The organism is Sphaerotilus montanus (genome assembly GCF_013410775.1).
Classification (GTDB): Bacteria; Pseudomonadota; Gammaproteobacteria; order Burkholderiales; family Burkholderiaceae_C; genus Sphaerotilus; species Sphaerotilus montanus.
Map to the genome: position 1 here is coordinate 1,175,072 of NZ_JACCFH010000001.1, position 25,617 is coordinate 1,200,688.

Here is a 25,617-nt window from a genome sequence, read left to right on the forward strand (position 1 = left end):
AAACGAAAAATAATGAAAAAATGCACGGTCTGAAGGGACACTGTCAGCCTCGCAAGTACAAGCTTGCAGTCCGATTCAAGGAGGGGATGCCATGACCAGAGTCCATTCGTACCGCACACAGCACCCAGCGCGGTGCAGACGGCTTGTCGCCCTGGCGGTGCTGCCCCTCGCTGCGGGATGGTCGACAGCACACGCTGCCCCCACCACCACCGTGCCCTACCTCAAGGTTGACCAGTTCGGCTATCTGGGCAACATGGGCAAGGTGGCCATCGTGGTCGATCCGCAGGCGGGTTACAACGCCGCCGAATCCTTCACCCCGGGCACAGGCGCCAACCAGTATCAAGTCCGACGCTGGGCCGACGACGTGCCGGTGCTCTCGGGCACGCTGACCCCCTGGAAGGCGGGCGCCACCCACGCCCAGTCCGGCGACCGCGGCTGGCACTTCAACTTCTCGGCGCTGACCACGGCCGGCGCGTATTACGTCTACGACACGGTCAACAAGGTCGGCTCGGGCCGCTTCGAGATCGGCCCGAACGTCTACGACGCGGTGCTGAAGCAGGCCGTGCGGACCTACTACTACCAGCGGCTGAACACCCCGAAGGCCCTGCCCTACGCCGAGGCGAAATGGACCGACACCGCCGCCTTCGAGGGCAAGAACCAGGACCGCTACGCCACCAGCCGCTGGGCCAAGGGCGATGCGGCGACGGCACGTGACCTCTCGGGTGGCTGGATGGACGCCGGGGACACCAACAAGTACACCACCTTCGCCCAGTCGGCCGTGCTGCAGCTGCTTGACGCCTACCGCCTGAACCCGCGGGTCTTCGGCGACAACTTCGGCATCCCGGAGTCCGGCAACGGCCTGCCCGACGTGCTGGACGAGGTGAAGTGGGAGCTGGAGTTCCTCAAGCGCATGCAGAACGCCACCGGCACCGGTGGCCTGTTCCTGAAGGTCGGCGTGGACGGTACCGCCCGGGACATCACGCCGCTCAGCCTGGATACCAGCCCGCGCTACTACCTGCCCGAATGCACCTCGTCCACGCTGGCCGGCAGCGCAGTGTTCGCCGCCGCCAGCGTGGTCTACAAAGGGATCACCTCGCAAGCCACCTACGGCGCCGACCTGCTGGCCCGCGCCGAGGCCGCCTGGAACCGCGCCAAGACCACCACGGCGAACTTCACCACCTTCCAGACCCAGTGCGATGACCTGGACATCCGCGCGGGCGACGCGGACGTCGACGCCGGCAGACAGCTGGACAGCGCGCTGATCGCCGCCATCTCCTTGTACGAGGCCACCGGCAAGGCCGAGTACCGGAGCTTCGTCGAAGGCAACTACACCCGCGCCGAGCCGTACCGCACGTCGGCCTGGTGGTGGAGCCCCTACTCCTCGACCAACCAGGTGGCCCTGCTGCGCTACGCCGGACTGGCGGGCGTGAGCGCCACCGTGGCCGCCGACCTCCGCAGCAAGAAGAGCACGCAGGACAGCACCCTGTCCCTGAACGACTTCAACGCCGGCACCGACCTCTACCGCGCCCACATCAGCGACAACGAGTACCAGTGGGGCCACAACATGGTCCGGGCCAATGCCGCCAACAACAACCTCGACTTCATCGCCTTCAACCTCAACACGGCCAATGCCGCGCAATACCGCCACGTCGCCGAACAGCACCTGCACTGGCTGCACGGCGCCAACCCGCTGGGGCTGGTGATGCTGTCGAACATGGGGGCCTACGGCGCCGAGTCCTCGGTCAGCGAGATCTACCACGCCTGGTTCAAAGATGGTTCGCTCTGGGACAGCGCCAGGACCTCGGTCAATGGCCCCGCGCCGGGTTACCTGCCCGGCGGCCCCAACCCGAACTACTCGGGCAGCGTCGCCGGCATCAGCAACCAGCCCCGCCAGAAGGCCTACAAGGACTGGAACAGCAGCTGGCCCGAAAATTCCTGGGAGATCTCCGAGCCGGGCATCTATTACCAGGCGGCCTATGTGCAGCTGCTGGCCCGCTTGATGGTCGCCTCCGCGCCCGACACCACCCCGCCGACCGCCCCGACCAAGCTGGCCGTCGTCAGCAGCAGCCTCGGCACCAGCGCCATCCTGGGCTGGAGCCCCTCGACCGACAACGTGGGCGTCACCGGCTACGACCTGTACCGCGGCGGCACCACCCTGCTCGCCAGCAACCTGCGCGGCACCTCGACCACCTTGAGCAATCTCGCCTGCGCCACCAGCTACGCCCTGACGCTGCGGGCCCGCGACGCGGCCGGCAACACCTCGGCGGCCAGCAACACCCTGGCCTTCACCACCGCGGCCTGCCCGACCGCCAGCACACTGGCCTATGGCGACGCGCTCGGTGCGGGCTGGGGCGACTGGTCCTGGGGGGCCGTGCGCGACTACGCCAACGCGACGCCGGTCAAGGTCGGCACCCGTTCGCTGAAGGTGGCCTACAGCGGCTGGGGCGGCCTGTCGCTGAGCCACACCACCGGCGTGCCGCTGTCGGCCACCTCGACCCTGCGCTTCTGGGCCTACAGCGCCGTCACGACCCCCTTGCAGATCTACGTGCAGACCAGCGACAGCAGCACGGGCTTCACTCCGCGCTACGTCACGCTGCCCGCCGGCGTCTGGACCGATGTCGTGGTCACCCGGAGCCAGCTGGGCAATCCCGACCTGGCCAAGCGCGTGACGATCCAGCTCTACAGCGCGACAGCGACCACGGTCTACCTGGACGATGTACGGATCACCCGATAAACCTTGACCCGCGACCACGGGCCCCCGGGCCGGGCCGTCGGGTTTAGCAGGGCTGGCGCAATCCGCCCCGGCCACTGAAAATTCGCCATGGTCGACAACACCCCGCTCCCCTTGCCCTCGCCCGACCGCCTGCGCGGACTGCTCGCCACCCTGGAATCCGGTCTGCTGGAACGCGCCACCGAGGTCCGCCTGGCCTTGCTGGCCGCACTGGCCGGCGAGCACGTCCTGCTGATCGGCCCGCCCGGCACCGCCAAGAGCGAGCTCGCCCGCCGCCTGCACCGCGTCTTCGAGGGTGCACCGTATTTCGAGCGCCTGCTGACCCGCTTTTCCACGCCCGAGGAGCTGTTCGGCCCGCTCTCGCTCAAGGCGCTGGAGGACGACCGCTACGAGCGCCTGACCGCCGGCTTCCTGCCCACCGCCGGCATCGCCTTCCTCGACGAGGTGTTCAAGGCGAACTCCGCGATCCTGAACGCGCTGCTGACGCTGCTCAACGAACGCGAGTTCGACAACGGCGTCGGCCGCACCCGCACGCCGCTCGTCAGCGTCATCGCCGCCAGCAACGAGGTGCCGGCCGATGAAGCGCTGCAGGCCTTCCACGACCGCTTCCTCGTGCGCCTGCCGATCGCGCCCGTCAGCGACGCCAGCTTCGAGGCCCTGCTGCGGCTCACCACCACCGACGACGACACCACGCCCACCGACGCGCTGACCGCCGCCGAACGGGCCGACATCACCCGCGCCAGCGCCCGGGTGCGGCTGAGCGTCGAGGCGGTCGAGGCGCTGCGGGCGCTGCGCCGCTGGCTCGGGGAGCAGCAGATCACGCTGTCGGATCGCCGCTGGCGGCTGTGGGTCGGCCTGATGCGCACGGCGGCCGCCACCGAGGGCCGGGCACAGGTCGATGCGCTCGACCTGTGGCTGGCGCCGTTCATGGCCAGCCCGACGCCGGAGATGGTGCCCAGGCTGACCCAGTGGTTTGACACCGAGGTCGCCGGTGCCGTGCCGCAGGATGCGCCGTGGCTGACCCGCGCCGTCGAAGCCTTCGAGCACCAGTGGGAAATCGAACGCAGCGCCGAGGCCGAAGACGACGATGGCACGGCGGGCAAGCTGGCGCTGGCCCGCGCCATCAGCGGCAGCCAGGACGACGGCGGCATGGCCCGGCTGATGACCGAGTCGCTCGAAGCGCACACGCGCCGCCGCTACAGCCCGGTCCACATCGCCGCCCGGCTGGCGCAGCTCGACGAGATCACCGGCCCGGCCGCCGCGCACTGGACCCGGGTCCACCAGGACGCCACGGCCTTGGCCGACCGGCTGCACGACCGCGTGTGGATGCCGGCCCCGGTGCTGGAGCGCCTGCTCGGCGCCCACACCCACACGCTGGCCACGCTCGACGGTCTGCTGGCCCGGCTGGAGGCCACCCGCGCCGGCTTCGCTGCGCTGCCGGTCGAAACCCCCGCGACCGACGCACCCCCCGCGCCGGCACCGGAACCCGTGGCGCTCTAGCGTGACGCCGCAGCCATCGGCGGACCCGCCGTTCCACCACCTCGCCCCGCTGCCACGCACGCTGTGGCTGCCGGCACTGATCGCCAGCGTCGGCTCCGCGGAGGCCCGGCTGCTCGACACGCGCCGCTGGGAACAGGCGCTGCTGGCGGGCGACCTGCCGCCCGCCGACGCCGATTTTGGCGACGCGCAGGCGGCCGAGCCGCTGCGGGCGGTGGTCGGCGAACTCGGCCTGCCGGGCCTGAGTCGCAGCGCGCCAGCGCTGGCCGAACAGGTGCTGCGCACGCTGCTGTGGCACCTCGACCGCATCGCCGACCACCAGCCCCGCCTCGACCGCGCTGGCGCCATCGCGCAGGTGGTGGACGATTTCCGCGGCGCCTGGCAGATCGAGACGCAGGGCTGGGAGGAACACTTCGTGCTGCTGCAGGGCCTGGGCGACCTGAGCGCGCTGCGCTGGGACGACCTGCGCGGCCACCTGCATTCGCGCCCCTGGGCCGAAGCCCGCCGCGCCGCCGCCTGGCTGGAGAAACTGCCGCAGCTCGCCGAGCTGATCCGCCAGCTTGGCCGCGCCGAGCGCCACGACGCCAGCCCGCCCGCACCGGCCATCGCGCCGGAACCAGACCGCCGCCCGGTGCACGGCCTGCGCGCCGTCGAGACCCGGCTGCCGGACATGCCGGGCGAGCTGACCGGCATCCACCTCTCGGGCCGCATCGAGCGCATGCTGGCCAGCGAGGCGGTGATGCTGCGCCACCCGGTGCTGCAGCGGCTGTGGCGGGCGCGCCATGCCGAGTCGCGGCTGCTGAGCTGGGAGTCGCAGGCCGTGCTGACCGACTGGCGCCACGACCCCGCCGCCCCACCCCGCACCAGCGCCACGCCGCCGCAGCCCGAGCCGCGCGCCCGCGGGCCGTTCATCCTCTGTCTGGACACCTCCGGCTCGATGCGCGGCGCGCCGGAAAACATCGCCAAGGCCGTCGTCATCGCCGCCCTGCGTGCCGCGCACGCCGAGCGGCGCGGCTGCGTGCTGATCGCCTTCGGCGGGCCGGACGAGGTGATCGAGCGCGAGCTGGACCTGCGCCCCGCCGGCCTGCAGGCGCTGATGGACCTGATGGGCCAGAGCTTCGACGGCGGCACCGACGTGCAGACGCCGATCGAGCACGCCATCGAGCGCGTCCACCAGGCGCGCTGGCAGCAGGCCGATCTGCTCATCGTCAGCGACGGCGAGTTCGGCTGCATGCCGGCGACGCTGGCGCGGCTGGACGACGCCCGGGCGCGCTTCGGGCTGCGGGTGCAGGGCGTGCTGGTCGGCGACCGGGAAACGATGGGCCTGCTCGACGTCTGTGACCACCTGCATTGGGTGCGCGACTGGCGCCGCTACGCCGAAACCGCCCAGGGCAGCGAGGGCCGCGGCTACTCGCCCGTGCACAGCAAGAGCCTGACTGCGCTGTATTTCCCCAATGCCCTGTCTCCCCGTGCAGCCAAGCACCGGGAACACCACAACATACCCTGACAGGTATATAGAATCGCGGCATGCACACCGCCACCGCCTCCCTCTCCCGCCTGCAGGTCGAGTCCTTCTTCGACGAGGCCTCGTCCACCTTCAGCCACCTGGTGCTCGACCGGGAGACCGGCCAGTGCGCGCTGGTCGACAGCGTGCTCGACTACGACCCCAAATCCGGCCGCACCCGCACCACCGGCGCCGAGCGGCTGGTCGCCCGTGTGCGCGAACTAGGCGCGCAGGTGCAGTGGCTGCTGGAGACCCACGTCCACGCCGACCACCTCTCGGCCGCCCCGTGGCTGCAGGCGCAGCTCGGCGGCCAGATCGCCATCGGTGCGCAGATCACCACGGTGCAGAAGACCTTCGGCACGCTGTTCAACGCCGAGCCCGGCTTCGCCCGCGACGGCAGCCAGTTCGACCACCTGTTCCGCGACGGCGACACCTTCGCCATCGGCGGCCTGCGCGCCACGGCCCTGCACACCCCCGGCCACACCCCCGCCTGCATGACCTACCTGGTGGAGGACGGCGACACCCGCGCCGCCTTCGTCGGCGACACGCTGTTCATGCCCGACTACGGCACCGCGCGCTGCGACTTCCCCGGCGGCGACGCAGCCACGCTGTTCCGCTCGGTGCGCCGCGTGCTGGCGCTGCCCGGCGACACGCAGCTCTACATGTGCCACGACTACCGCCCCGGCGGCCGCCCGCTGGCCCATGTCAGCACGGTCGCCGAGCAGCGCGCCGCCAACGTCCATGTGCACGACGGCATTGCCGAAGCGGACTTCGTCGCGATGCGCCAGGCGCGCGACGCGACGCTGGACATGCCGGTGCTGATCCTGCCCTCGGTGCAGGTCAACATGCGCGCCGGCCACCTGCCGCCGCCCGAGGACAACGGCATCTCCTACCTGAAGATCCCGCTGAACGCGCTCTGAGCCCGGCGGCGAAGGCTGTCATGGAATCTGGCATGGCGTCTGCTAGTCTGCGGACCAGACCACCTTCCAGCCAGAGAACCACCATGCAGTCACTCACCGCCGCCGGCCAGCAAGCCGTCCAGCAGATCGCCGCCCGCCACGGCTTCAGCCCCGAGGCCGTCACGCACATGCTGTGGGCCGTCTGGAACGGCAACGGCAGCATGGCGCAGTTCAGCCACTGGGAGTTCGGTGGCTCGGGCCAGTGGATGCGCGGCGGCATGATCATGCTGGGCGACATGTTCAACAACCAGCTGAAGGGCCGCGTCGACAGCCTGTGCAGCGAGCTGAGCCAGTTGCTGGCCAGCCGCAGCGACCTGGTCCCGCCCGCACCGGCGGCGGTGACGTGGTGGCCCGCCTGGCTGGGCAGCCCCAATGCCACCGGCGCGCAGAACAACACCCGCTATGCCTACTTCGCCAACAGCCGCCGGCTGGCGGTGGACACCGGCGGCGACGTCTGGGTCTACGACACGCTCGACCACCAGATCGGCGGCTTCTCGCAGCAGCAGGGCTCGGGCGGCGGCATGACCTTTTCCAGCCAGTACGGCACGGTGAACCTCGGCAGCCTGCCGGTGGTGCTGCGCAACGGGCAGGAAGTGCAGGCTGCGCCCGTCGCCGCACCAGCATCGGCACCGACACCGGCCCCCGCCTACGGTGCACCGGCGTTCAACGCGCCGTCCTCCCCGGTCGCGGCCCCCCCGGCCGGAGATGCCACCGCGATCTTCGCCGCCATCGAGCGCCTGGGCGATCTGCAGTCCAAGGGCCTGCTGACAGCGGAAGAATTCGCGGCCAAGAAATCGGAACTGCTCGGCAGGCTCTGACGCCGCGCGGGAACTGGAACAATCGGCCCGCTGCGTGGACAATGGCCCATGCCACGCACCGTCATCAACACCCAAAGCTTCACCGACGCCGACGCCGCGCTCGCGCACGCCAAGGCCATCTATGACTCGGGCATTGCCCACCTTCGGCAGTCGCTGAAGGACTTTGTCGGCGGACAGGAAGGCATGGCCCATGTGCGGGCCTGCTATCCGTTCGTGCGGGTCCGGGTCGACACCGTCGAGCGGGCCGACTCCCGGCTGTCCTACGGCTTCGTCGCCGGCCCGGGCGTCTACGAGACGACGCTGACGCGCCCGGACCTGTTCCGCCACTACCTGCGCGAGCAGTTCAAGCTGCTGCTGAAGAACCACGGCATCGCGCTGGAGGTCGGCCTGTCGAACCAGCCGATCCCCGTGCACTTCAGCTTCGCCGAGCACGACCACATCGAAGGCACGATGGCGCCCGAGCGCCGCTCGCGCCTGCGCGACCTGTTCGACCTGCCCGACCTCGCCGCGATGGACGACGGCATCGCCAATGGCAGCCACGAACCCCACCCGAGCGCCGACGGCCTCACCCGCCACCCGCTGGCGCTGTTCACCGCGCCGCGCATCGACTACTCGCTGCACCGCCTGCGCCACTACACCGGCACCGCGCCCGAGCACTTCCAGAACTACGTGCTCTTCACGAACTACCAGTTCTACATCGACGAGTTCGTCCGCCTCGGCCACGAACTGATGGCCGACGAGACCGGCGAATACACCGCCTTCGTCGAACCCGGCAACGTGCTGACGCGCCGCACCGGCCTGCCCGCCGAGCCGGGCGACGATCTGGGCGCCCCGCCGCCGCGCCTGCCGCAGATGCCGGCCTACCACCTCAAGCGCCACGGCCACAGCGGCATCACGATGGTCAACATCGGCGTCGGTCCCAGCAACGCCAAGACCATCACCGACCACATCGCCGTGCTGCGCCCGCACGCCTGGCTGATGCTCGGCCACTGCGCCGGCCTGCGCAACACGCAGCAGCTCGGCGACTACGTGCTCGCCCACGGCTATGTCCGCGAGGACCACGTGCTCGACGAGGAGCTGCCGCTGTGGGTGCCGATCCCGCCCCTGGCGGAGATCCAGGTCGCGCTCGAAGCCGCGGTGGCCGAAGTGACGCAGCTCTCCGGCTACGAGCTGAAGAAGATCATGCGCACCGGCACGGTGGCCTCCACCGACAACCGCAACTGGGAGCTGCTGCCGCACCCGGGTCCGGAACGCCGCTTCAGCCAGAGCCGCGCCGTGGCACTCGACATGGAAAGCGCCACGATCGCCGCCAATGGCTTCCGCTTCCGGGTTCCCTACGGTACCCTGCTGTGTGTCTCCGACAAGCCACTCCACGGCGAAATCAAGCTCCCCGGCATGGCCAACCATTTCTACCGCGAGCGGGTCGATCAGCACCTGCGCATCGGCATCCGTGCCATCGAGATCCTGCGCCACCAGGGGCTGGACCACCTGCACAGCCGCAAGCTGCGCAGCTTCGCCGAAGTCGCGTTCCAGTAAATGGAGCTGGATGTCCGCACCCTGATGGTCGTGTTCACGGTGAACGTCTTCGCCGTGTCACTGGCGCTGCCCGCCATCATGGGCTGGCGCGTGGGACCGGCCGCGCGGCAAGCCGTGCTGTCGACCCTGCTGCAGGCGGGCGGATGGTTCTTCCTCGTGCTGTCGACCTTCTGGCGCCAGCAGTGGCAGGACCAGGTGTGCTCGGTGCTGGCGATGGCGGGAATGTCCGCCAGCCTCGTGCTGCTCTGGCGGTCGATCGGCCTGTGGACCGGACGTCCGCAGCGGGCCTGGCCGATGTGGACCCTGACAGTACTGATGACCCTCGGCTATGGCATCGGATTCGAGAACTACCCATGGCGTGTCGGACTGGCCAACGGCGTGCTGGGGACACAGATGCTGGCGATCGTGTTCGCTGTCAGCCGGCACAGCCCCGCGACGGGCTGGCGCTGGCGCGCGCTGATCGGACTGTGCATGGGCGCCACCGCGACCGTGACCTTCTGGCGCGGCATCCTGGGCGCCTTCTTCACCGCCTCCTACCCCTTCCTGACCGCGCCGCACCCGGTCAACAAGGTGGCCGCGCTGGTGAGCAACCTCTCGCTGGTGCTGACGACCGCCGCCATCCTGATGGCCTACCGCGAGGAAGCCGAGCGCGAACTGCACGCACAGGCCATCACCGACGACCTCACCCGCCTGCTCAACCGCCGTGCCTGGACCGAGCGGGCCGAGGCCCAACTGGCCGACGCCCGCCGCTATGGGCATCCGCTGGTGGTGGTCATGCTCGACATCGACCATTTCAAGCACGTCAACGATGCCCATGGCCACGCCAAGGGCGACCACGCGCTGCAGCTGCTCGCACGCCTGCTGCGCGAGGAACTGCGGGGCGGCGACCTGGCCGGGCGCTACGGCGGCGAGGAGTTCTGCGTCATCCTGACCCACACCCGCGAAGGCCAGGCACTCTCGTTCGACCAGCGGCTGCGCCACTGCCTGCGCCTGCAGTCGGAGCAGGAGCTGGGGTTCCTGCTCGAATACAGCGCCGGTCTGGCCGCGCAGGGCCCGAACGACCAGTCGCTCGACGACCTGCTGCGCCGCGCCGACGCCGCCCTCTACGAAGCCAAGCGCGCCGGGCGCGGGCAGGTCGTGCTGGCCCCGCGGAGCACGGTCGAGGCCAGCGCCACGGCCGTCCCGGCCTGATCCAGATCAAGCCACGGACCCGCTCCCTGCGGTCATCCACCTAACTTTACGTACAGCGCACAGACACGCCACCCGGGCTTGGTACACCCTTGCTCCATGACATGGACTGTGCGCGATGACCTCCGACGATCTGCCTGACGGGCGCCCTCGCGGCGCGTCCCGCCCTCTGCGGTGGCTGGCATGGCTGCCACTGTTGCCCATGCTGACCGCCTGTGCCACGCTGACGCCCCAAGGCGACCGCCCACCCACCGCAGCACCCGCAGCAGCAGCAGACGCAGACGCACCTTCGGCCGACACCCTGCGCCTGCGGGCCCAGGCGCCCTGGTGGACCCGCTTCGACGACCCGCTGCTGGGGGCGCTGGTCACCGACGCGCTGCAGGCCAACCTGGACCTCGGCATCGCCCGCACGCGGCTGCTGCAGGCCCGCGCGCTGCGCGACCAGACCGCCGCCAGCCGCGCGCCGCAACTCGGCAGCAGCGCCAGCCTGTCACGCAACCGCAGCAGCGACCGGACCGCCTCGTCCTACAGCCTCGGACTCGACGCGAGCTGGGAAGCCGACCTGTTCGGCGAACTCGCCTCGGCCGAACGGGGCGCCCGCGCCGACCTCGCCACCGCCAGCGCCAACCTCGCAGCGGCGCGCCTCGCCGTAGCCGGCGAAGTCGGGCTGGCCTATGTGCAGTTGCGCGCCAACCGCGCCCGGCGGGCGCTGACCCAGTCCAGCCTCGCCGCCCAGGACGAGACGCTGCAGCTCACCGGCTGGCGCACCCAGGCGGGGCTGGCCAGTTCGCTGGAGGTCGAGCAAGCCCGCGCCAGCGCCGAGCAGACGCGCGCCCAGATCCCCGCCTACGACACCGCCATCGCGCAGGGCGAACACGCGCTGGCGATCCTGCTCGGCCAAGAGCCCGAGGCCCTGCGCACCCGCCTGGGCGACAGCACCCGCGTGCCGGTGCCCGCTGCCGCCACCGGCGTCGACGACCTCATGCGCCAGGGCCTGCCCGCCGACCTGCTGCGCCAGCGGCCGGACGTGCAGGCCGCCGAATCGGCCATCACCGCCGAACTCGCCCGGCTCGACCAGACACAGGCCGCCCGCCGCCCCGCCTTCCGCCTGAGCGGCGCGCTCGGCTGGCAGGCGCTGACGCTGGCAGCCCTCGGCAGTCCCGGTGCGCTGGCGGCGAGCCTGGCCGCCGCGGTCGACTGGCCGATCCTCGACGGCGGCCGTGGTGCCGCGCAGGTGCAGGCGCAGCAGGCCGTGCTCGCCCGCGCCCGCCTCACCTACCAGGCCACGGCACTCGCCGCCGCCCAGGATGTCGCCGACGCGGTGAGCGCCCTGGAGGGCAGTCGCCGCCAGACCACCGCCCTCGACGCCGCCACCGACGCCGCCCGCAACGCCAACCGCATGGCCCGCCAGCGCTACGAGGCCGGCCTGGTCGACTTCACCACCCTGCTCGACACCCAGCGCACCCTGCTGAGCATCGACAGCAGCCGCGCAGCCGCCGCCGCCGACACCAGCCTGAACCTGATCCGCCTGCACAAGGCGCTCGGAGGCGACTGGACTGCCCAGGACCCGGCCGGACACACCGCCCCATGACGACACCCACCTCTGCTTCCCCTGCCCCGCTGGTCCCGGCCTCCGGCAACACCCCGGCCGAGCTGACCGCCCTGCTCGGCGCCGACGCCGTGGCCGCGCCGTGGTGGCGCCGGCGCGCCGTCTGGATCGGCGTCGTGCTGCTCGCCGCCGCGGGCGCCGCCTTCGTCTGGTGGCAGGACCGGCAGGTCGCCCAGTCAGCCCCGCGCTACGTCACCGAGCCGGTCACCCGCGGCAACCTGACCATCACCGTCACCGCCAACGGCACGCTCCAGCCGACCCGCCAGGTCTCCCTCGGCAGCGAACTGTCCGGCACGATCAAGCGCGTGCACGTCGACGTGAACGACACCGTGCGCGCCGGGCAGGTGCTGATCGAGCTGGACACCAGCAAGCTCGACGACCAGCTCACCCGCTCGCGCGCCGCGCTGGCCTCGGCGCAGTCGGGCGTGCAGCAGGCCGAGGCGACCGCGGCGGAACAGCGCAGCAACCTGGCCCGCCTTGAAGAAGTCGCGCGGCTGTCGGGCGGCAAGGTGCCGTCCAAGGCGGAACTCGACACGGGCCGCGCCGGTGTGGCCCGCGCCAATGCCGCGCTGGCGATGGCCCGCGCCAGCGTGACCGACGCGCGCGCAGCCGTCCGGGTCGACGAGACGAATCTCGGAAAAGCCTCCATCCGCTCGCCGATCAACGGCGTCGTGCTGACCCGCACGGCCGAGCCCGGCAACGCGGTCGCGGCCTCGCTGCAGGCCGTCACGCTGCTGACGCTGGCGGAGGATCTGCGCCAGCTCAAGCTGCAGGTCAAGGTCGACGAGGCAGACGTCGGCATGGTCCAGGCCGGGCAGACCGCCCAGTTCACCGTCAGTGCCTGGCCCGCGCGTAACTGGCCGGCCACCATCCGCCGCGTCGCCTTCGGCTCGACCATCACCGACAACGTCGTCACCTACCCGACCGACCTGCAGGTGACCAACGACGACCTGAGCCTGCGCCCCGGCATGACCGCCACCGCCACGATCGCGGCCACCGAGCGCCAGAACGTGCTGCTGGTGCCGAACGCCGCGCTGCGCTTCACGCCGGCCACCGCCTCAGCCGCGGCGGCCAGCGGCGGCAGTCTGGTCTCGAAGCTCATGCCCCGCCCGCCCGGCAACACCACGACCAAACGCGCTGGCAACACCGCCATCCGCGAAGGCGGCCAGCGCCAGATCTGGATCCTGCAGGGCCAGCAGCCGACCCCGCTGACCGTCACCACCGGCCTGTCCAACGGCCGCCTGACCGAGGTGAGCGGCGCAGGCCTGAGCGCCGGCCAGGCCGTCATCGTCAGCCAGGCCAGCGCCGCACCATGAGCAGGCCGCTGATCCGCCTGCGCGGCATCGTCAAGGTCTACGGCGAAGGCACGGCCGCCTTCCAGGCGCTGCGCGGCATCGACCTCGATGTCGATGCGGGTGACTTCGTCGCCATCATGGGTCCGAGCGGCTCGGGCAAGTCGACGGCGATGAACCTGATCGGCTGCCTCGACGTGCCCTCGGCGGGCCAGTACCTGTTCGACGGGGTGCACGTCGAACGGCTCGATCGCGACCAGCGCGCCCGCCTGCGCCGGCGCCACCTCGGCTTCGTCTTCCAGGGCTTCAACCTGCTGGCGCGCACGAGCGCGCAGGAAAACGTCGAGCTGCCGCTGCTCTACCGCGGCGAGTCGGTCGCCGACCGCCACCGAAACGCCCGGGAGGCGCTGGCCGCCGTCGGGCTGGCCGGCTGGGAAACGCACACGCCGGCCGAGCTGTCCGGCGGCCAGCAGCAGCGCGTGGCCATCGCCCGCGCCATCGTCAGCAAGCCGACCGTGCTGCTCGCCGACGAGCCGACCGGCAACCTCGACACCGCCCGCAGCCGCGAGATCATGGACCTGCTCGTCGGCCTGAACCGCGACCGCGGCATCACCGTGCTGATGGTCACCCACGAGCCCGACATGGCCGTCTATGCACGGCGCACCGTGCGCTTCGTCGACGGCCGGGTCGACAGCGACGTGCGCCAGAGCGGGATGCCGACATGATCTGGAACACCCTGCTGCTCGCGCTGCGCGAGATCCGCCGCAACCTGCTGCGCTCCTTCCTCACCATCCTGGGCATCGTGATCGGCGTGAGCGCCGTCATCACCATGGTCACGCTCGGCCGCGGCGCCACCAGCGCCGTGCAGGCGCAGATCGCCAGCCTCGGCACCAACCTGCTGCAGGTGCGACCCGGCCAGCGCCTCGGCCCCGGCCGCGACAGCGCCGGTGCCCCCTCGTTCCGCGAGGCCGACCTGGACGCCATCGCCACCCAGGTGGCCGGCATCGCCGCCGTGGCCCCCGAGGCCCGCACCGGGGCCACGGTCGTCGCCGGTGCGCGCAACTGGTCGACCAGCGTGGTCGGCACGAACAACGGCTACTTCCAGACTGGCAACTGGACCCTGGCCGCCGGCCGCAACTTCGAGGACACCGAACTGCGCTCGGGCGCCGCCGTCTGCGTCATCGGCACGACCGTGCGGCGCGAGCTGTTCGGCGCCACGGTCGACCCGCTCGGCCAGAGCCTGCGCATCAAGCAGTTCTCGTGCACCGTCATCGGCCTGCTCGCCTCCAAGGGCCAGGCCGCGATGGGCAACGACCAGGACGACACCGTGCTCATCCCGCTGCACACGCTGCAGCGCCGCGTCACCGGCAGCCTGAACATCAACACCCTGCTCGTGTCGGTGCAGGACGGCGTCGACACCGCCAGCGTGCAGTCCGGCCTGCGCCAGCTGCTGCGCGAGCGCCGCAAGCTCGGCCCCGCCGACGACGACAACTTCAACGTCCTCGACACCCGGCAGCTGGCCGACACGCTGTCCGGCACGACCCAGCTGATGACCTCGCTGCTCGGTGCGGTCGCCGCGGTGAGCCTGCTGGTGGGCGGCATCGGCATCATGAACATCATGCTGGTCAGCGTCACCGAGCGCACCCGCGAGATCGGCGTCCGGCTGGCCATCGGTGCGCTGGAAAACGAGGTGCTGCTGCAGTTCCTGATCGAGGCCGTGGTGCTCTCCAGCTTCGGCGGACTGGTCGGCATCGTGCTGGCCACGGCGGCGTCCGTCGGGCTGTCGTCGCTGATGGAGCTGCCCTACACCTTCCAGTGGGGCATCAACGTGCTGTCGTTCGTGTTCTCGGCGGCGATCGGGGTGGTGTTCGGCTATGTGCCGGCGCGGCGGGCGGCGCGGCTGGATCCGATCGAGGCGCTGCGGCACGAGTGAGGCAAGGTGGGTATTCTGGAAGGCCTTGACGCCGCAACGCCCACTTTCCAGCCTCCACCATGTCCCTCACCACCCTCCTCGGCACCGATCTCCCCATCCTGCAAGCCCCGATGGCCGGCGTGCAAGGCAGCGCGCTCACGGTGGCCGTGTCGAACGCGGGCGGGCTCGGCGCCCTGCCCTGCGCGATGCTCGAACCGGACGCGCTGCGGCAGGAACTCGCGGCCATCCGGGCACAGACCGACCGGCCGTTCAACGTCAACTTCTTCTGCCACACCCCGACCGCGCCGGACGCCGCCCGCGAGGCCGCCTGGCGCGCCACGCTGGCCCCCGCCTACGCCGAGTTCGGCATCGACCCGGCCGCCATCCCCGCCGGACCGGGGCGGCGGCCGTTCGATGCGGAAACGGCCGAGTTGCTCGCGGCGTTCGCGCCCCCCGTGGTGAGCTTCCATTTCGGCCTGCCGTCGCCGGAGCTGCTGGCGCGGGTGCGGGGCTGGGGCGCCAAGGTGCTGTCGTCGGCGACCACGGTCGAGGAGGCGCGCTGGCTGGAAGCGCACGGCGTCGATGCCGTCATCGCGCAGGGGCTGGAGGCGGGCGGGCACCGCGGCCACTTCCTATCGGACGACCTGACCCGGCAGATGGGCACCTTCGCGCTGCTGCCGCAGGTCGTGGCCGCCGTGCGCGTGCCGGTGATCGCCGCGGGCGGCATCGCGGACGCGGCGGGCGTGGCCGCGGCGATGGCGCTCGGCGCGGCGGGGGTGCAGGTCGGCACGGCCTATCTGCTGTGCCCGGAGGCGAGCACCAGCGCCGTGCACCGTGCCGCGCTGCAGAGCGACGCGGCGCGCCACACGGCGCTCACCAACCTGTTCACCGGCCGGCCGGCGCGCGGCATCGTCAACCGGTTCATGCGCAGCTTCGGTCCGATGAACGAGGCCGCCGTTCCCCGGTTTCCACTGGCGACTTCGGCGGTGGCCCCACTGCGCGCCCGGGCCGAGGCGCTGGGCATGGACGATTTTTCACCTCTGTGGGCGGGGCAGCACGCAGATGGATGCCGCGAGATGCCGGCAGCACAACTGACACGACAACTGGCGCACGGGCTGGCCTAGACTGCCGTTTCCACCCGCACCGAGCCCGAGATGCCCCGATGAACCTGTGGTCCTATCCCCTGGCCATGCTGCGTCGACTGCGCACGCACTGGACGCTGTGGCGCGCCGGCCCGCAGGTGCATGCCGGGCAGGACCTGCACCTCGGTGCACGCTGCCGGCTGTGGGCACCGCAGCGGCTGGTCTTCGGGCAGGCGGTCTACGTCGGCAAGGACGTGCACATCGAGTGCAACGCCGAGATCGGGGACTTCGCGCTGATCGCCGACCGCGTGGCGCTGGTCGGGCGGCAGGACCATGATTTCCGCGTCTGCGGCGTGCCGATGCGCTTCACGCCGCAGATCTCGCCGACGATGGTGGCGATGCCGGCCAGCGTCGATCCGGACACCAATGTCGTGCGCATCGGCAGTGACGTCTGGCTGGGATTCGGCTGCCTCGTGCTGACGGGGGTGCGGATCGGCCGTGGCGCCATCGTCGCCGCCGGTGCGGTGGTGGCCGCGGATGTGGCACCCTACGACATCGTCGCCGGCAACCCGGCGCGGCAGATCGGCCGGCGTTTCGAAAGCGAGTCCGTCATCGCCGAACACGAGCGCCGCATCCGGCTGGGCGACTTCCGGCTGTCGGAGCGTGGCGACGCCCACTGGACCGTTCGACCTGGAGCCTGAATCCGATGCACATCATCATCTTCCGCAACCGCCTGAAGCCCGACGCCGTGGCCGACTACACCGGCTGGGCGGACCGCATGAGCGCCCTGGCGCGCACGATGCCGGGCTACGTCTCGCACAAGGGCTTCACGGCGGCCGACGGCGAGCGGGTCACCATCGTCGAGTTCGAGTCCGAAGAAGCGATGCGCGGCTGGGCCACCCATCCGGAACACGTCGCGGCGAAGCAGAAGGGCCGCGCCGAGTTCTACACCGAGTACTCGCTGCAGATCTGCACCGAGCAGCGCGCCACGCGCTTCACGGCGGACTGAGTCAGGCGCGCTTCATGCGCGCTGCTGCCAGGCCGACCAGCCGTACCACGCCAGCGCGGTCCACAGCGCAATCACCAGCGCCGCGCCGAACAGGCTGCGCGGCTGGTCCTTGCGCGCATCGAGCCAGGCGACCGCCTGCGGGCGGCAGTCGGCCAGCACCGCCTCCGGCAGCAGCCGCACCGTCAGCCAGATCAGGCCGGGCAGCAGCAGCAGGTCGTCCAGATAGCCGAGCACCGGGATGAAATCCGGGATCAGGTCGATCGGGCTCAGCGCATAGGCCACCACCAGCCACGCCAGTGCACGGGCCAGCCAGGGCGTGCGCGGATCACGCAGGGCGAACCAGAGGGTGAGGCCGTCGCGCTTGATGCGGACAGCCCAGGTACGGGCGGTAGTGAGCAGGTGCATGGACGCCATCTTCGCCCAGGTGCACCGGCCCGCGCATCAGAAGTCGCCCGTGACGACGGGCAAGCCCAGCGCCGCCCAGTCCAGCATGCCGCCGCGGTAGTAGTAGATCTTGTCGGCAGGGAAACCGTCGCGGGTCATCGCCAGGATGGCGGTCGGGCTTTGCGGGCAGACCGGGCCGTTGCAGAAGGCGTAGACCTTCTTCGCCGCCGTGCATTCCCAGCCCTTGCCGACCTTCTGGCAACCCAGCTCCTCCATCCGGCCGGCCACTTCGGTGTACGGAATGTGGTGCGTGTTCGGGATCGTGCCCTTCACGCGGTCCTCGGACTCGCGCATGTCGACCACGATCGCGCCCTTGTCGTTGAGCGCGTGCAGGATCTCGATCTCGCCCACCGGATGCACCCCGGCCACCGGCACCAGCGGCTGCAGCCAGCCCTTGTTCTTCGCGCACGGGGTCATCGTGCGGGTGATCGTCATCGGCCCCTTGGCCGTCTGGATGACAAAGGACTTGTCCTCGCCGAGGATGCGCAGCAGTTCGGGCTCGGCCGCCCGGGCTGGCGCCAGGGTGACAACGGCGACGCACAAGGCGAGGACCAGACGGGTGGATGGGGTCATCGGAGTCTCCAGTGGTTGTCAGGGCCTGCGAGCGGTCCCGCCAGCAGGCGAATGCACGCTTGATTATCAGTAGGCACTGATATTCAAACCAGCCGATCACTTGATGCAGATCAATGCGCCTGCGTGCGCTTGTTCCGGTCGGTCAATCGGCGTACGCTGGCAGGCTCCACCCACCCAGACAGTGCTTGACCGCTGTCAGCGGCCCGGCGCTGAGGAGACAGACCATGTCCAGCCCAGCCCTCGGCGGCTCCGTGTCCGGTGTCGCCGCTTCCTCCGCCGCAAGCGCCCCAGCCACCTCCCCTGTTTCGCACCTCCGCACGCTCGCCCTCGTCGGCCCCGCCGCGGCCGGCAAGACCACCCTCGCCGAAGCGCTGCTGGTGCAGGCCGGCATGGTCGGCGCCGCCGGCAGCGTCGAGCGCGGCAGCACCACCAGCGACTTCGACCCGATCGAGCGCCGGATGCAGCACTCGCTGCACACCAGCGTGCTGCACCTCGACCACCAGGGCCTGCGCATCCACCTGCTCGACACGCCAGGCAGCGCCGATTGCCTCGGCCAGTCGCTGCCCGCGCTCGAAGCGGTGGAGACCGCCGCCATCGTCATCAACGCCACGTCGGGCATCGAGCCGATGGCCGTCCGGATGATGGCCTGGGCCGCCGAGCGGCAGCTCGACCGGATGCTCATCGTCAACCGCATCGACGCCCCCGGCTTCAACGCCGCCGCGCTGCTGGCCCAGATCCAGGCCACCTTCGGCCGCGAATGCCTGCCGCTGAACCTGCCGGCCAACGGCGGCCGCGAGGTGGTGGACTGCTGGTTCGCGCCCGAGGCGACGCCGGGGCACGAGGCGGACGTGTCCTCGGTCGCCGCGGCGCACCGGGCGCTGGTCGAGCAGGTGGTCGAGGTCGACAGCGCCTTCGTCGAGCGTTACCTGGAAGAAGGCGATGTCGACGCCCGCGAGCTGCACGCGCCGCTGGAGCAGGCGCTGCGCGAGGGACACCTGATCCCCGTCGTGTTTGTCTCGGCCAAGGTGGGCACCGGCGTGTCGGCGCTGCTGGACGTGATCGCGCAGCTGCTGCCCGATCCGTCCGAGGGCAATCTGCCGGACTTCTTCAAGGGCGAGGGCTCGGCTGCCCGCCCGATGCACGCCCGGGTCGATCCGGACGCGCATGTGCTGGCGCAGGTCTTCAAGGTGACGATCGACCCCTATGTCGGCAAGCTCGGCATCTTCCGCATCCACCAGGGCACGGTGACACCCAACAGCCTGCTCTACGTGGGCGACGGGCGCAAGCCGTTCAAGGTCGGCCACCTGTTCCGGCTGCAGGGCAAGACCCACACCGAGATCCCGAGCGCCGGACCGGGCGACATCGTGGCGGTCGCCAAGGTGGACGAGATCGCCTTCGACGCAGTGCTGCACGACGCCGCCGAGGACGACCACATCCACCTGAAGCCGCTGCCCTTCCCGGTGCCGGTGCACGGCCTGGCGCTGAAGCCCAGGCGCCACGGCGACGAGCAGCGGCTGTCGGAGGTACTGGCCAAGCTGGCGGCCGAGGATCCCTGCCTGCGCGTGGAGCACGTCGCCAGCACCCATGAGACCGTCGTCTACGGCCTGGGCGAGCTGCACCTGCGGGTGCTGCTGGAGCGGCTGCGCGAGGGCTACCGGGTCGAGGTGGAGACGGCACCGCCGCGCATCGCCTACCGGGAAAGCATCACCACCACCGCGCAGGCCCAGTACCGCCACAAGAAGCAGAGCGGCGGCGCGGGCCAGTTCGGCGAGGTACACCTGCAGGTGGAACCGCTGGCGCGGGGCGCGGGCTTCGAGTTCGTCGACGTGGTCAAGGGCGGCGCGATCCCGGGGCAGTTCATCCCCGCGGTGGAAAAGGGTGTGCGGCTGGCGATGGATGCCGGCGTGGTCTCCGGGCACCCGGTGGTGGATGTGCGCGTGACCGTGCTCGACGGCAAGCACCACAGCGTGGACAGCAAGGAGATCGCCTTCGTCACCGCGGGGAGAAAGGCCTTCATCCTCGCGGTGCGCGAGGCCCAGCCGGTGGTGCTGGAGCCGGTGGTCGACGTGGAGATCTCGGCGCCCGAGGCCATGATCGGCGACATCACCGGCGATCTGGCGGCGCGGCGCGGCGAGGTGCGCTCGACAACGCCGCAGCTGGGCGGGCGGGCGAGCGTGAAGGCCCGGGTGCCGCTGTCGGAGCTGTCGGGCTACCAGCTGCGGTTGAACGCGCTGACCCGGGGGGAAGGGAGCTACACGCTGGCCCTGTCCCACCATGACGCGGTGCCGCCGGGCGTGCAGGCCGAGATGGTCAAGGGCTGGCAGCTGCGCGACGAGGACTGATCGCCGCGCAGCCGCGCACCGGTCAACGGACGTCAGAAGTACCCGGGCTGGTGGTAGCCGCGCGACACGAGTTCGCCCTGCACCGAGACCGCGGGCGAGGCTGGGGCGTCCAACGTGTGCAGCGTGCCCTGCCCTTCGCCGCCGGCCAGCGTGCCGTCGGCGTTGGCGTCGAACACGGTGGTGGTGGACGCGCAGGCGTTGGTCGGCGCGTAGCCCAGGTGGCTGGCCGTCGCGACGAAGGTGGAGGCCAGGCCGGCGAGCGTGGCAGTCTGCGACTGGAAGCGGGCGGCGGGTGTGTGCACCGCGCCCGGCCCGGCCCAGTTGCAGACCATGCCGAGCAGGCTGCCGTCGGTGGTGGCCAGCGCGTCGGTGAAGGCGAAGTAGCCTTGCACGGTGCGGCTGTCGGCGGCGCTGTCGTAGGTGCTGCTGACGGCCAGCGCGCGGGCGTGGCGGTCGCCGGTGCCGGCCTGCCAGGCGTAGAGGAACTGGCCTGCGCCGGTCGTGCGGTCGTAGCGGCCGCCGAAGCGGTCGAAGTTGCCGCGCCAGCCGGTGGAGGTTCCCGCCACCACGGCGCTGCCGGGGGCACCGGCCGGGAGTTGTTCAGCCGGATCGAGTTCGTTGGTGGTGAAGCTGGCCACCTGGCGGGCGTAGTCGGTGTCGGCGAGGTCGGCCGGCGCGCCGCAGTACTGGCCGGAGCGGGCGCCGAAGTCGATCTGGTCGCCCTGGCGGCTGTAGCGCACGGTGGTGACGCGGGCGCGCTGGTAGCGGCCGCTGGTCATGCGGTCGCTGCAGCCGAAGGTGGCGTCGCTGGCCAGGTCGAACCCTGCCACGCGCAGCACGCCGCTGTAGGCCGCGGCCGTCGCGTCGGGCCGGTGCTGCAGCACGATCTCGCCGCTGCGCCCGGCCGAGGTGCCGGCGTTCCGGCTCACGGCGAGGCGGTAGGTGTAGGTCTTGCCGAAGGGGTCGAGCGACACCGTGGCGGCGTGCACGGTCACGCCCGTCAGCGCCGGCAGCGCGGTCAGCACGGTGGAGAACGGCGTGGTCAGGTCGGTACGGAAGCCGGCCGCTGGCATGGACAGCGTACCGCCGGAGCTGGTGATCGTCGCGCGCATCACGGCCATCAGCAGCAGGCCCTGGCGGGTGGCGTGTTTCACGCCGGCCGTGCGCGCGTTGAGCTGTGCCACCACGCAAGGCTGGCCGCTGGCCGCGTCGGTCGGCAGCCACAGGCCGAGGTCCCCGCCCGGCAGCAGGCCGGATTCGGTGCCACTGCCGTCCTCGTGGTTCGCGTAGAGCAGCTGCGGGCCGTAGCATCCGGCGTTGCTGCCTTGCAGGAAGAGGTTGCCGAAACTCAGCAGCCCGCCCAGCGACACGCTGGTGTCGCCGGCCAGCACCGCCTCGATGCGGGCGCCCATGTCGGTCAGCTCGGCGCGTCCGGCACCGGCACCCAGCGGCACCGCGAGGGCGCGCGCCGTGGTCGAGGCCGCCGCCGATGCGCTGCCCAGCTCAGCCGGCGAGGCCACGACGAGGCCGGTCGGGAAGCTCTCGCTGGCGCTGACACTCGCCTGCGCGGTCGTCGGACTGGTCACCAGCGCCAGCGCCAGCTCGCCGCCGCTGCTGCCACCCCCGCCACAGGCGCTCAGCAGCAGGGGAAATGCCAGCGCCAGCACCGGGCGCGCGAAAGAAGGCAAGGACGACGACATGCATGGACTCCGCAAGACTGAGCGGCCCATCTGAGCAGCCCGAGCCGCCACTGTCGTCCTTCATCTCAGGGGCTAAAGTTCGAAAACTGACCCCATCTGCGGTCAATTGCGCGAACGATGCGGATCCCGTGCATCCTTCCACCAGGCACCGGCCTTCTGCCGCAGCGTCAGGCGCTCGTCGGAGAGCACGTCCAGGAAATCCGACAGCCGCTTGGACTTGACGATGGTGTAGCCCGTCACCACCAGCGAGGCCACCAGCGTGCCGACGAAGATCAGTCCACGCTGCCACAGCGGCGCGTCGGCCTCGGCGAGCAGGTTCATGCCGAGGAAGCCGGTGGAGAGCGTGCCGATCAGCCCGGCGATGGTCACCACCGTGAGCCGCACGACGGTGTTGGCCTGGCGGCGCAGGCTGTCGGTGTCGAGGTAGGTGTTCATCTCGCCGACCCGCTCGCGCACCTCGGGATAGAGCGTGTTCAGCCCCAGGTGCGCGACGCAGAGGTGGTGCAGCGCGCGGGTCTGCACCTGCTCGGAGATCTCGTGGAACCAGTAGCGGTGCGTGAAGCGCAGGAAGGTCTCGAAGTTGCTGCGCACCGCCCGCTTGAAGCGCTTGACCGAGCCGGCGTCGGCGATGCTGAGCGCATCCAGCGCCACCACCAGCCGGTCCGAGAACATCAGCAGCGCGGCCTTCTGGAAGTGCGCGATCAGGAAGAGCAGGAAATGCTGGTGGCGGAACTGGGCGAGCACGCCACGCTCCCGGTCGGTGAAGAACGGCGCGCCAGCACACCCGACCACCACCAGCGCATGGCCGCAGCAGAGGTAGCGCGTGTGCGGCGCCGCACCGCCTGCGCACCAGAAGCGGTCGTAGCAGTAGCGCGACTCGAAATCCGCCAGATGCTGTTCGGCGAACGGCAGCAACTCGTCGCCGCCACCGCGCCCGGACACCAGCCCGAGCCGCACGAAATCGGCGCGGCTGAGCTGCGCCGGGTCGTCCACCGCGAGGTAGCCCATCACCGGCATGCGGTGGTACTCGATCTGGCGGAAGCGCAGCGGGCCGGTGGCGTCCTCCTGGTCCGGCACCAGCGGCTGCAGCAGCCAGCGCCAGTGCGCCGCCAGCCGGGGTGCGCGGTGGCGGGCGACGAAGGCGAGGAAGGCCTCCCGATCACCCGCATCCGAGGCGGCCAGCACCTGCGCGTCGGCGCCCAGCCATTCGACCGCGACCGCGCAGTGCAGACCGCGGCCCTCGCCGTCCCAGCCCGGCGGGTAGCCGCGGCCGAAGCGGTAGAGCACCTCCTGCGCCACCGCCAGCGGCAGGTCGTCGGCGCAGACCTCGACGTTGAGCATCACCACGTCGACGTCGTAGAAGAAGTACAGGTCGATGTGCGCCACCTGCAGCGTGACCGGCGCCTCTCCGGCCTGCAGCGTCACGCGCACCTGCCGCACGTCGTCCCGGCGCAGCACCTGCATCGACGAGGCGCCGCCCGTGCGGCCGCGGGCCGAGCCGTCGCCGTACAGGAAGCGCTGCACATAGGGCAGGAACGTGACGAACTCGTTGTAGTGGCGCTCGTGGAAGCCGCTGGCCTCGCCGGTGTATTCGTCCACCACCGCGTGCCAGGGCTGGGCGCCACCGGCCTCCAGCAGTTGTTCCCAGGGACGGCGATCGGAGCGATCCCCCTCGCGGGGCATGAGTTGCAGCGGCCACAACAGGCTCTGCCGGAAATGTCGGACAGTGGTCATGGCGCCGATTGGAGCGTCCGACCTGCCGGCTGACCATGCGGATCGCCCCGATGGCCATCGCCGATCGCGCCGGAATTCCGGTGATCGTTCCTTTCTTGCATCTGGGGCACCCCCTGATACTCGCAATCACCATGCGTCTACTCTTCGTTCACCAGAATTTTCCGGGCCAGTACGTTCACCTCGCACCTGCCCTGGTGCAAGCCGGCCATGAAGTCCGTGCGCTGATGCTGGAGCCCACGGCACGCGATCTGCCCGGTGTGGCCGGCACGCGCTACAAGGTCCTGCGCGGCAGCACGCCGAACATCCACCCCTGGGCCGGCGAGTTCGAGACCAAGGTCCTGCGTGGGGAAGGGGCCGCGCGGGCGGCCCTGGCGATGCGCCAGCAGGGCTTCACGCCGGACGTCATCTGTGCCCATCCCGGCTGGGGAGAAGCCCTGTTCCTGCGCGACATCTGGCCCGAGGCGCGACAGTTGCACTTCGTCGAGTGGTACTACGGCTGGGATGGCCACGACGTCACCTTCGACCCCGAGTTTCCGCCGCGCAGCATCGACGCGCGCCTGCGCATCCGCACCAAGAACACCCACCTGCTGCACGGCCTGATGGACATGGATGCCGGCATCTCGCCGACCACGTGGCAACGCTCGACCGTGCCGGAGCTCTTCCGCCCGAAGGTCGAGGTCATCCACGACGGCGTGGACACGCAGGTCATCCAGCCGAACGCGGACGCGGTGTTCGAGTGCGCCCTGCCCGGCTCGTCCGCACGGCTGCGTCTGACGCGCCAGGACCAGGTCATCAGCTTCATCAACCGCAACTTCGAGCCCAACCGCGGCTACCACGCCTTCCTGCGCGCACTGCCGGCGATGCTGGCGCGCTGCCCGCAGGCGCAGGTGGTGATGGTCGGTGCCGACGGGGTGTCCTACGGCGCGAAGTCCGAGGACGGCCGCTCCTGGCGCGACCGCTTCCTCGACGAGATCCGCCCGCAACTCACCCCCGCGCAGATCGCCCGGCTGCACTTCGTCGGCCGCCTGCCCCATGCCCAGCTGATCCGGCTCTACCAGGTCACGCGGGCCCACGTCTACCTGACCTACCCGTTCGTGCTGTCCTGGTCGATGCTGGAGGCGATGTCGGCCGGGGCGCTGGTGATCGGCTCGCGCACCGCGCCGGTCGAGGAAGTGATCGAGCACGGCCGCAACGGCTGGCTGGTCGATTTCTTCGACCGCGACGGCCTGGCCCGCGCCATGTGCGAGGCGCTGGAGGCCCCGCCCGGCGCCCACGACGCGCTGCGCAGCAACGCCCGCGAAACCATCGTCAGCCGCTATGACCTGGAGCGCATCTGCCTGCCCAGGCAGATGGCGCTGGTGGAGCGGCTCGCGCTGGGCTGACGCGGCTGTGTGCGGCGGCCGGGCGCACCCCGGCGTGCCAGACCTGCACGCGCGCCGTCTCCGCGCCGTCGCACTCGATCACCACCTCGCCCGCGCCGCACAGCAGCCAGTCCTCGCCCGCCGCGAGAAAATGGTCGCCAGCGTCGCCCGACTGGGTCAGCCAGATGCGGCCGGCATCGACCTGCACCCGGGTATAGCCGTCGTGCGGCCGGGCCAGCGTCAGCACCGCGCCGGGGCGCAGGCTGAGCGGGGACGAGGGGGTGAAGTGCAAGGTGGTGTCCATGCCTTGCACCTTAGGTGGGCCG

Annotated in this window: 21 protein-coding genes; 16 read left to right on the forward strand and 5 right to left on the reverse strand. The window is 70.9% G+C overall.

The annotated features are described in order from the left end of the window. Window positions 1-211 precede the first annotated feature (211 nt). From BDD16_RS05170 to BDD16_RS05235, 14 genes are all read left to right on the forward strand, one after another. Window positions 212-2,734, forward strand: a complete 2,523-nt coding sequence (locus BDD16_RS05170; RefSeq protein ID WP_179632958.1) for a glycoside hydrolase family 9 protein — start codon at window positions 212-214, stop codon at window positions 2,732-2,734. A gap of 87 nt (window positions 2,735-2,821) precedes the next feature. Next, window positions 2,822-4,231: an AAA family ATPase gene (locus tag BDD16_RS05175; protein WP_179632959.1), complete on the forward strand. Its 1,410-nt coding sequence runs from the start codon at window positions 2,822-2,824 to the stop codon at window positions 4,229-4,231. A gap of 1 nt (window position 4,232) precedes the next feature. Beyond that, window positions 4,233-5,735: a VWA domain-containing protein gene (locus BDD16_RS05180; protein WP_179632960.1), complete on the forward strand. Its 1,503-nt coding sequence runs from the start codon at window positions 4,233-4,235 to the stop codon at window positions 5,733-5,735. 20 nt (window positions 5,736-5,755) lie between these two features. Further along, window positions 5,756-6,652, forward strand: coding sequence for an MBL fold metallo-hydrolase (locus BDD16_RS05185; protein ID WP_179632961.1), 897 nt, complete (start codon window positions 5,756-5,758; stop codon window positions 6,650-6,652). Between the two features lie 83 nt (window positions 6,653-6,735). Next, on the forward strand, window positions 6,736-7,509 hold the full coding sequence (locus tag BDD16_RS05190; protein WP_179632962.1) for an SHOCT domain-containing protein: 774 nt from the start codon (window positions 6,736-6,738) through the stop codon (window positions 7,507-7,509). Window positions 7,510-7,557: 48 nt separating this feature from the next. Beyond that, entirely contained in the window at window positions 7,558-9,045 is a 1,488-nt protein-coding gene (locus BDD16_RS05195) for an AMP nucleosidase (protein WP_179632963.1), read from the forward strand. Beyond that, window positions 9,046-10,236: a GGDEF domain-containing protein gene (locus tag BDD16_RS05200; protein ID WP_179632964.1), complete on the forward strand. Its 1,191-nt coding sequence runs from the start codon at window positions 9,046-9,048 to the stop codon at window positions 10,234-10,236. A 199-nt stretch (window positions 10,237-10,435) separates the two neighbouring features. After that, window positions 10,436-11,824, forward strand: a complete 1,389-nt coding sequence (locus BDD16_RS05205) for an efflux transporter outer membrane subunit (protein WP_246332473.1) — start codon at window positions 10,436-10,438, stop codon at window positions 11,822-11,824. Then, complete coding sequence (locus BDD16_RS05210; protein WP_179632966.1) at window positions 11,821-13,158, forward strand: efflux RND transporter periplasmic adaptor subunit; 1,338 nt, start codon at window positions 11,821-11,823, stop codon at window positions 13,156-13,158. Before BDD16_RS05205 ends, BDD16_RS05210 begins: the two co-directional genes overlap by 4 nt. Then, window positions 13,155-13,859, forward strand: a complete 705-nt coding sequence (locus BDD16_RS05215) for an ABC transporter ATP-binding protein (RefSeq protein ID WP_179632967.1) — start codon at window positions 13,155-13,157, stop codon at window positions 13,857-13,859. Before BDD16_RS05210 ends, BDD16_RS05215 begins: the two co-directional genes overlap by 4 nt. Continuing rightward, window positions 13,856-15,067: an ABC transporter permease gene (locus BDD16_RS05220; protein WP_179632968.1), complete on the forward strand. Its 1,212-nt coding sequence runs from the start codon at window positions 13,856-13,858 to the stop codon at window positions 15,065-15,067. Before BDD16_RS05215 ends, BDD16_RS05220 begins: the two co-directional genes overlap by 4 nt. A gap of 59 nt (window positions 15,068-15,126) precedes the next feature. After that, complete coding sequence (locus BDD16_RS05225) at window positions 15,127-16,170, forward strand: NAD(P)H-dependent flavin oxidoreductase (RefSeq protein ID WP_179632969.1); 1,044 nt, start codon at window positions 15,127-15,129, stop codon at window positions 16,168-16,170. Window positions 16,171-16,208: 38 nt separating this feature from the next. Further along, window positions 16,209-16,829: an acyltransferase gene (locus tag BDD16_RS05230; protein ID WP_179632970.1), complete on the forward strand. Its 621-nt coding sequence runs from the start codon at window positions 16,209-16,211 to the stop codon at window positions 16,827-16,829. 5 nt (window positions 16,830-16,834) lie between these two features. Continuing rightward, the gene (locus BDD16_RS05235) at window positions 16,835-17,137 is read left to right on the forward strand and encodes an antibiotic biosynthesis monooxygenase family protein (protein ID WP_179632971.1); all 303 of its coding nucleotides are present in this window, start codon (window positions 16,835-16,837) and stop codon (window positions 17,135-17,137) included. 12 nt (window positions 17,138-17,149) lie between these two features. Here the strand turns inward: BDD16_RS05235 and BDD16_RS05240 are convergent, their stop codons facing one another. Together BDD16_RS05240 and BDD16_RS05245 are read right to left on the reverse strand one after the other, a co-directional pair. After that, on the reverse strand, window positions 17,150-17,542 hold the full coding sequence (locus tag BDD16_RS05240; RefSeq protein WP_179632972.1) for a YkvA family protein: 393 nt from the start codon (window positions 17,540-17,542) through the stop codon (window positions 17,150-17,152). 36 nt (window positions 17,543-17,578) lie between these two features. After that, window positions 17,579-18,154 carry a rhodanese-like domain-containing protein gene (locus tag BDD16_RS05245; RefSeq protein ID WP_179632973.1) on the reverse strand — a complete coding sequence of 192 codons (576 nt, stop codon included), beginning with the start codon at window positions 18,152-18,154 and terminating at the stop codon, window positions 17,579-17,581. A 224-nt stretch (window positions 18,155-18,378) separates the two neighbouring features. Between BDD16_RS05245 and fusA the strand changes: the two genes are divergently transcribed. Beyond that, window positions 18,379-20,496: an elongation factor G gene (fusA, locus tag BDD16_RS05250; protein ID WP_179632974.1), complete on the forward strand. Its 2,118-nt coding sequence runs from the start codon at window positions 18,379-18,381 to the stop codon at window positions 20,494-20,496. Window positions 20,497-20,528: 32 nt separating this feature from the next. Here fusA and BDD16_RS05255 read toward each other — a convergent pair whose 3' ends face one another. Further along, window positions 20,529-22,196 carry a hypothetical protein gene (locus BDD16_RS05255; RefSeq protein ID WP_179632975.1) on the reverse strand — a complete coding sequence of 556 codons (1,668 nt, stop codon included), beginning with the start codon at window positions 22,194-22,196 and terminating at the stop codon, window positions 20,529-20,531. Window positions 22,197-22,298: 102 nt separating this feature from the next. Beyond that, window positions 22,299-23,930, reverse strand: coding sequence for a magnesium transporter CorA family protein (locus BDD16_RS05260; protein ID WP_179632976.1), 1,632 nt, complete (start codon window positions 23,928-23,930; stop codon window positions 22,299-22,301). A 131-nt stretch (window positions 23,931-24,061) separates the two neighbouring features. Between BDD16_RS05260 and BDD16_RS05265 the strand changes: the two genes are divergently transcribed. Then, entirely contained in the window at window positions 24,062-25,312 is a 1,251-nt protein-coding gene (locus BDD16_RS05265) for a glycosyltransferase (protein WP_179632977.1), read from the forward strand. On the opposite strand, the gene BDD16_RS05270 is transcribed toward BDD16_RS05265, so the two are convergent. After that, window positions 25,239-25,595, reverse strand: coding sequence for a DUF2917 domain-containing protein (locus tag BDD16_RS05270; RefSeq protein ID WP_179632978.1), 357 nt, complete (start codon window positions 25,593-25,595; stop codon window positions 25,239-25,241). The genes BDD16_RS05265 and BDD16_RS05270 overlap by 74 nt on opposite strands. Between the last annotated feature and the right edge of the window lie 22 nt (window positions 25,596-25,617).

Coding starts and splice junctions, on each gene's coding strand:
- BDD16_RS05175 (WP_179632959.1), top strand. CDS start 2,822: ATGGTCGACAACACCCCGCTCCCCTTGCCCTCGCCCGACCGCCTGCGC.
- BDD16_RS05185 (WP_179632961.1), top strand. CDS start 5,756: ATGCACACCGCCACCGCCTCCCTCTCCCGCCTGCAGGTCGAGTCCTTC.
- BDD16_RS05190 (WP_179632962.1), top strand. CDS start 6,736: ATGCAGTCACTCACCGCCGCCGGCCAGCAAGCCGTCCAGCAGATCGCC.
- BDD16_RS05195 (WP_179632963.1), top strand. CDS start 7,558: ATGCCACGCACCGTCATCAACACCCAAAGCTTCACCGACGCCGACGCC.
- BDD16_RS05200 (WP_179632964.1), top strand. CDS start 9,046: ATGGAGCTGGATGTCCGCACCCTGATGGTCGTGTTCACGGTGAACGTC.
- BDD16_RS05205 (WP_246332473.1), top strand. CDS start 10,436: ATGCTGACCGCCTGTGCCACGCTGACGCCCCAAGGCGACCGCCCACCC.
- BDD16_RS05210 (WP_179632966.1), top strand. CDS start 11,821: ATGACGACACCCACCTCTGCTTCCCCTGCCCCGCTGGTCCCGGCCTCC.
- BDD16_RS05215 (WP_179632967.1), top strand. CDS start 13,155: ATGAGCAGGCCGCTGATCCGCCTGCGCGGCATCGTCAAGGTCTACGGC.
- BDD16_RS05220 (WP_179632968.1), top strand. CDS start 13,856: ATGATCTGGAACACCCTGCTGCTCGCGCTGCGCGAGATCCGCCGCAAC.
- BDD16_RS05225 (WP_179632969.1), top strand. CDS start 15,127: ATGTCCCTCACCACCCTCCTCGGCACCGATCTCCCCATCCTGCAAGCC.
- BDD16_RS05230 (WP_179632970.1), top strand. CDS start 16,209: ATGAACCTGTGGTCCTATCCCCTGGCCATGCTGCGTCGACTGCGCACG.
- BDD16_RS05235 (WP_179632971.1), top strand. CDS start 16,835: ATGCACATCATCATCTTCCGCAACCGCCTGAAGCCCGACGCCGTGGCC.
- BDD16_RS05240 (WP_179632972.1), bottom strand. CDS start 17,542: ATGCACCTGCTCACTACCGCCCGTACCTGGGCTGTCCGCATCAAGCGC.
- BDD16_RS05245 (WP_179632973.1), bottom strand. CDS start 18,154: ATGACCCCATCCACCCGTCTGGTCCTCGCCTTGTGCGTCGCCGTTGTC.
- fusA (WP_179632974.1), top strand. CDS start 18,379: ATGTCCAGCCCAGCCCTCGGCGGCTCCGTGTCCGGTGTCGCCGCTTCC.
- BDD16_RS05255 (WP_179632975.1), bottom strand. CDS start 22,196: ATGTCGTCGTCCTTGCCTTCTTTCGCGCGCCCGGTGCTGGCGCTGGCA.
- BDD16_RS05260 (WP_179632976.1), bottom strand. CDS start 23,930: ATGACCACTGTCCGACATTTCCGGCAGAGCCTGTTGTGGCCGCTGCAA.
- BDD16_RS05265 (WP_179632977.1), top strand. CDS start 24,062: ATGCGTCTACTCTTCGTTCACCAGAATTTTCCGGGCCAGTACGTTCAC.
- BDD16_RS05270 (WP_179632978.1), bottom strand. CDS start 25,595: ATGGACACCACCTTGCACTTCACCCCCTCGTCCCCGCTCAGCCTGCGC.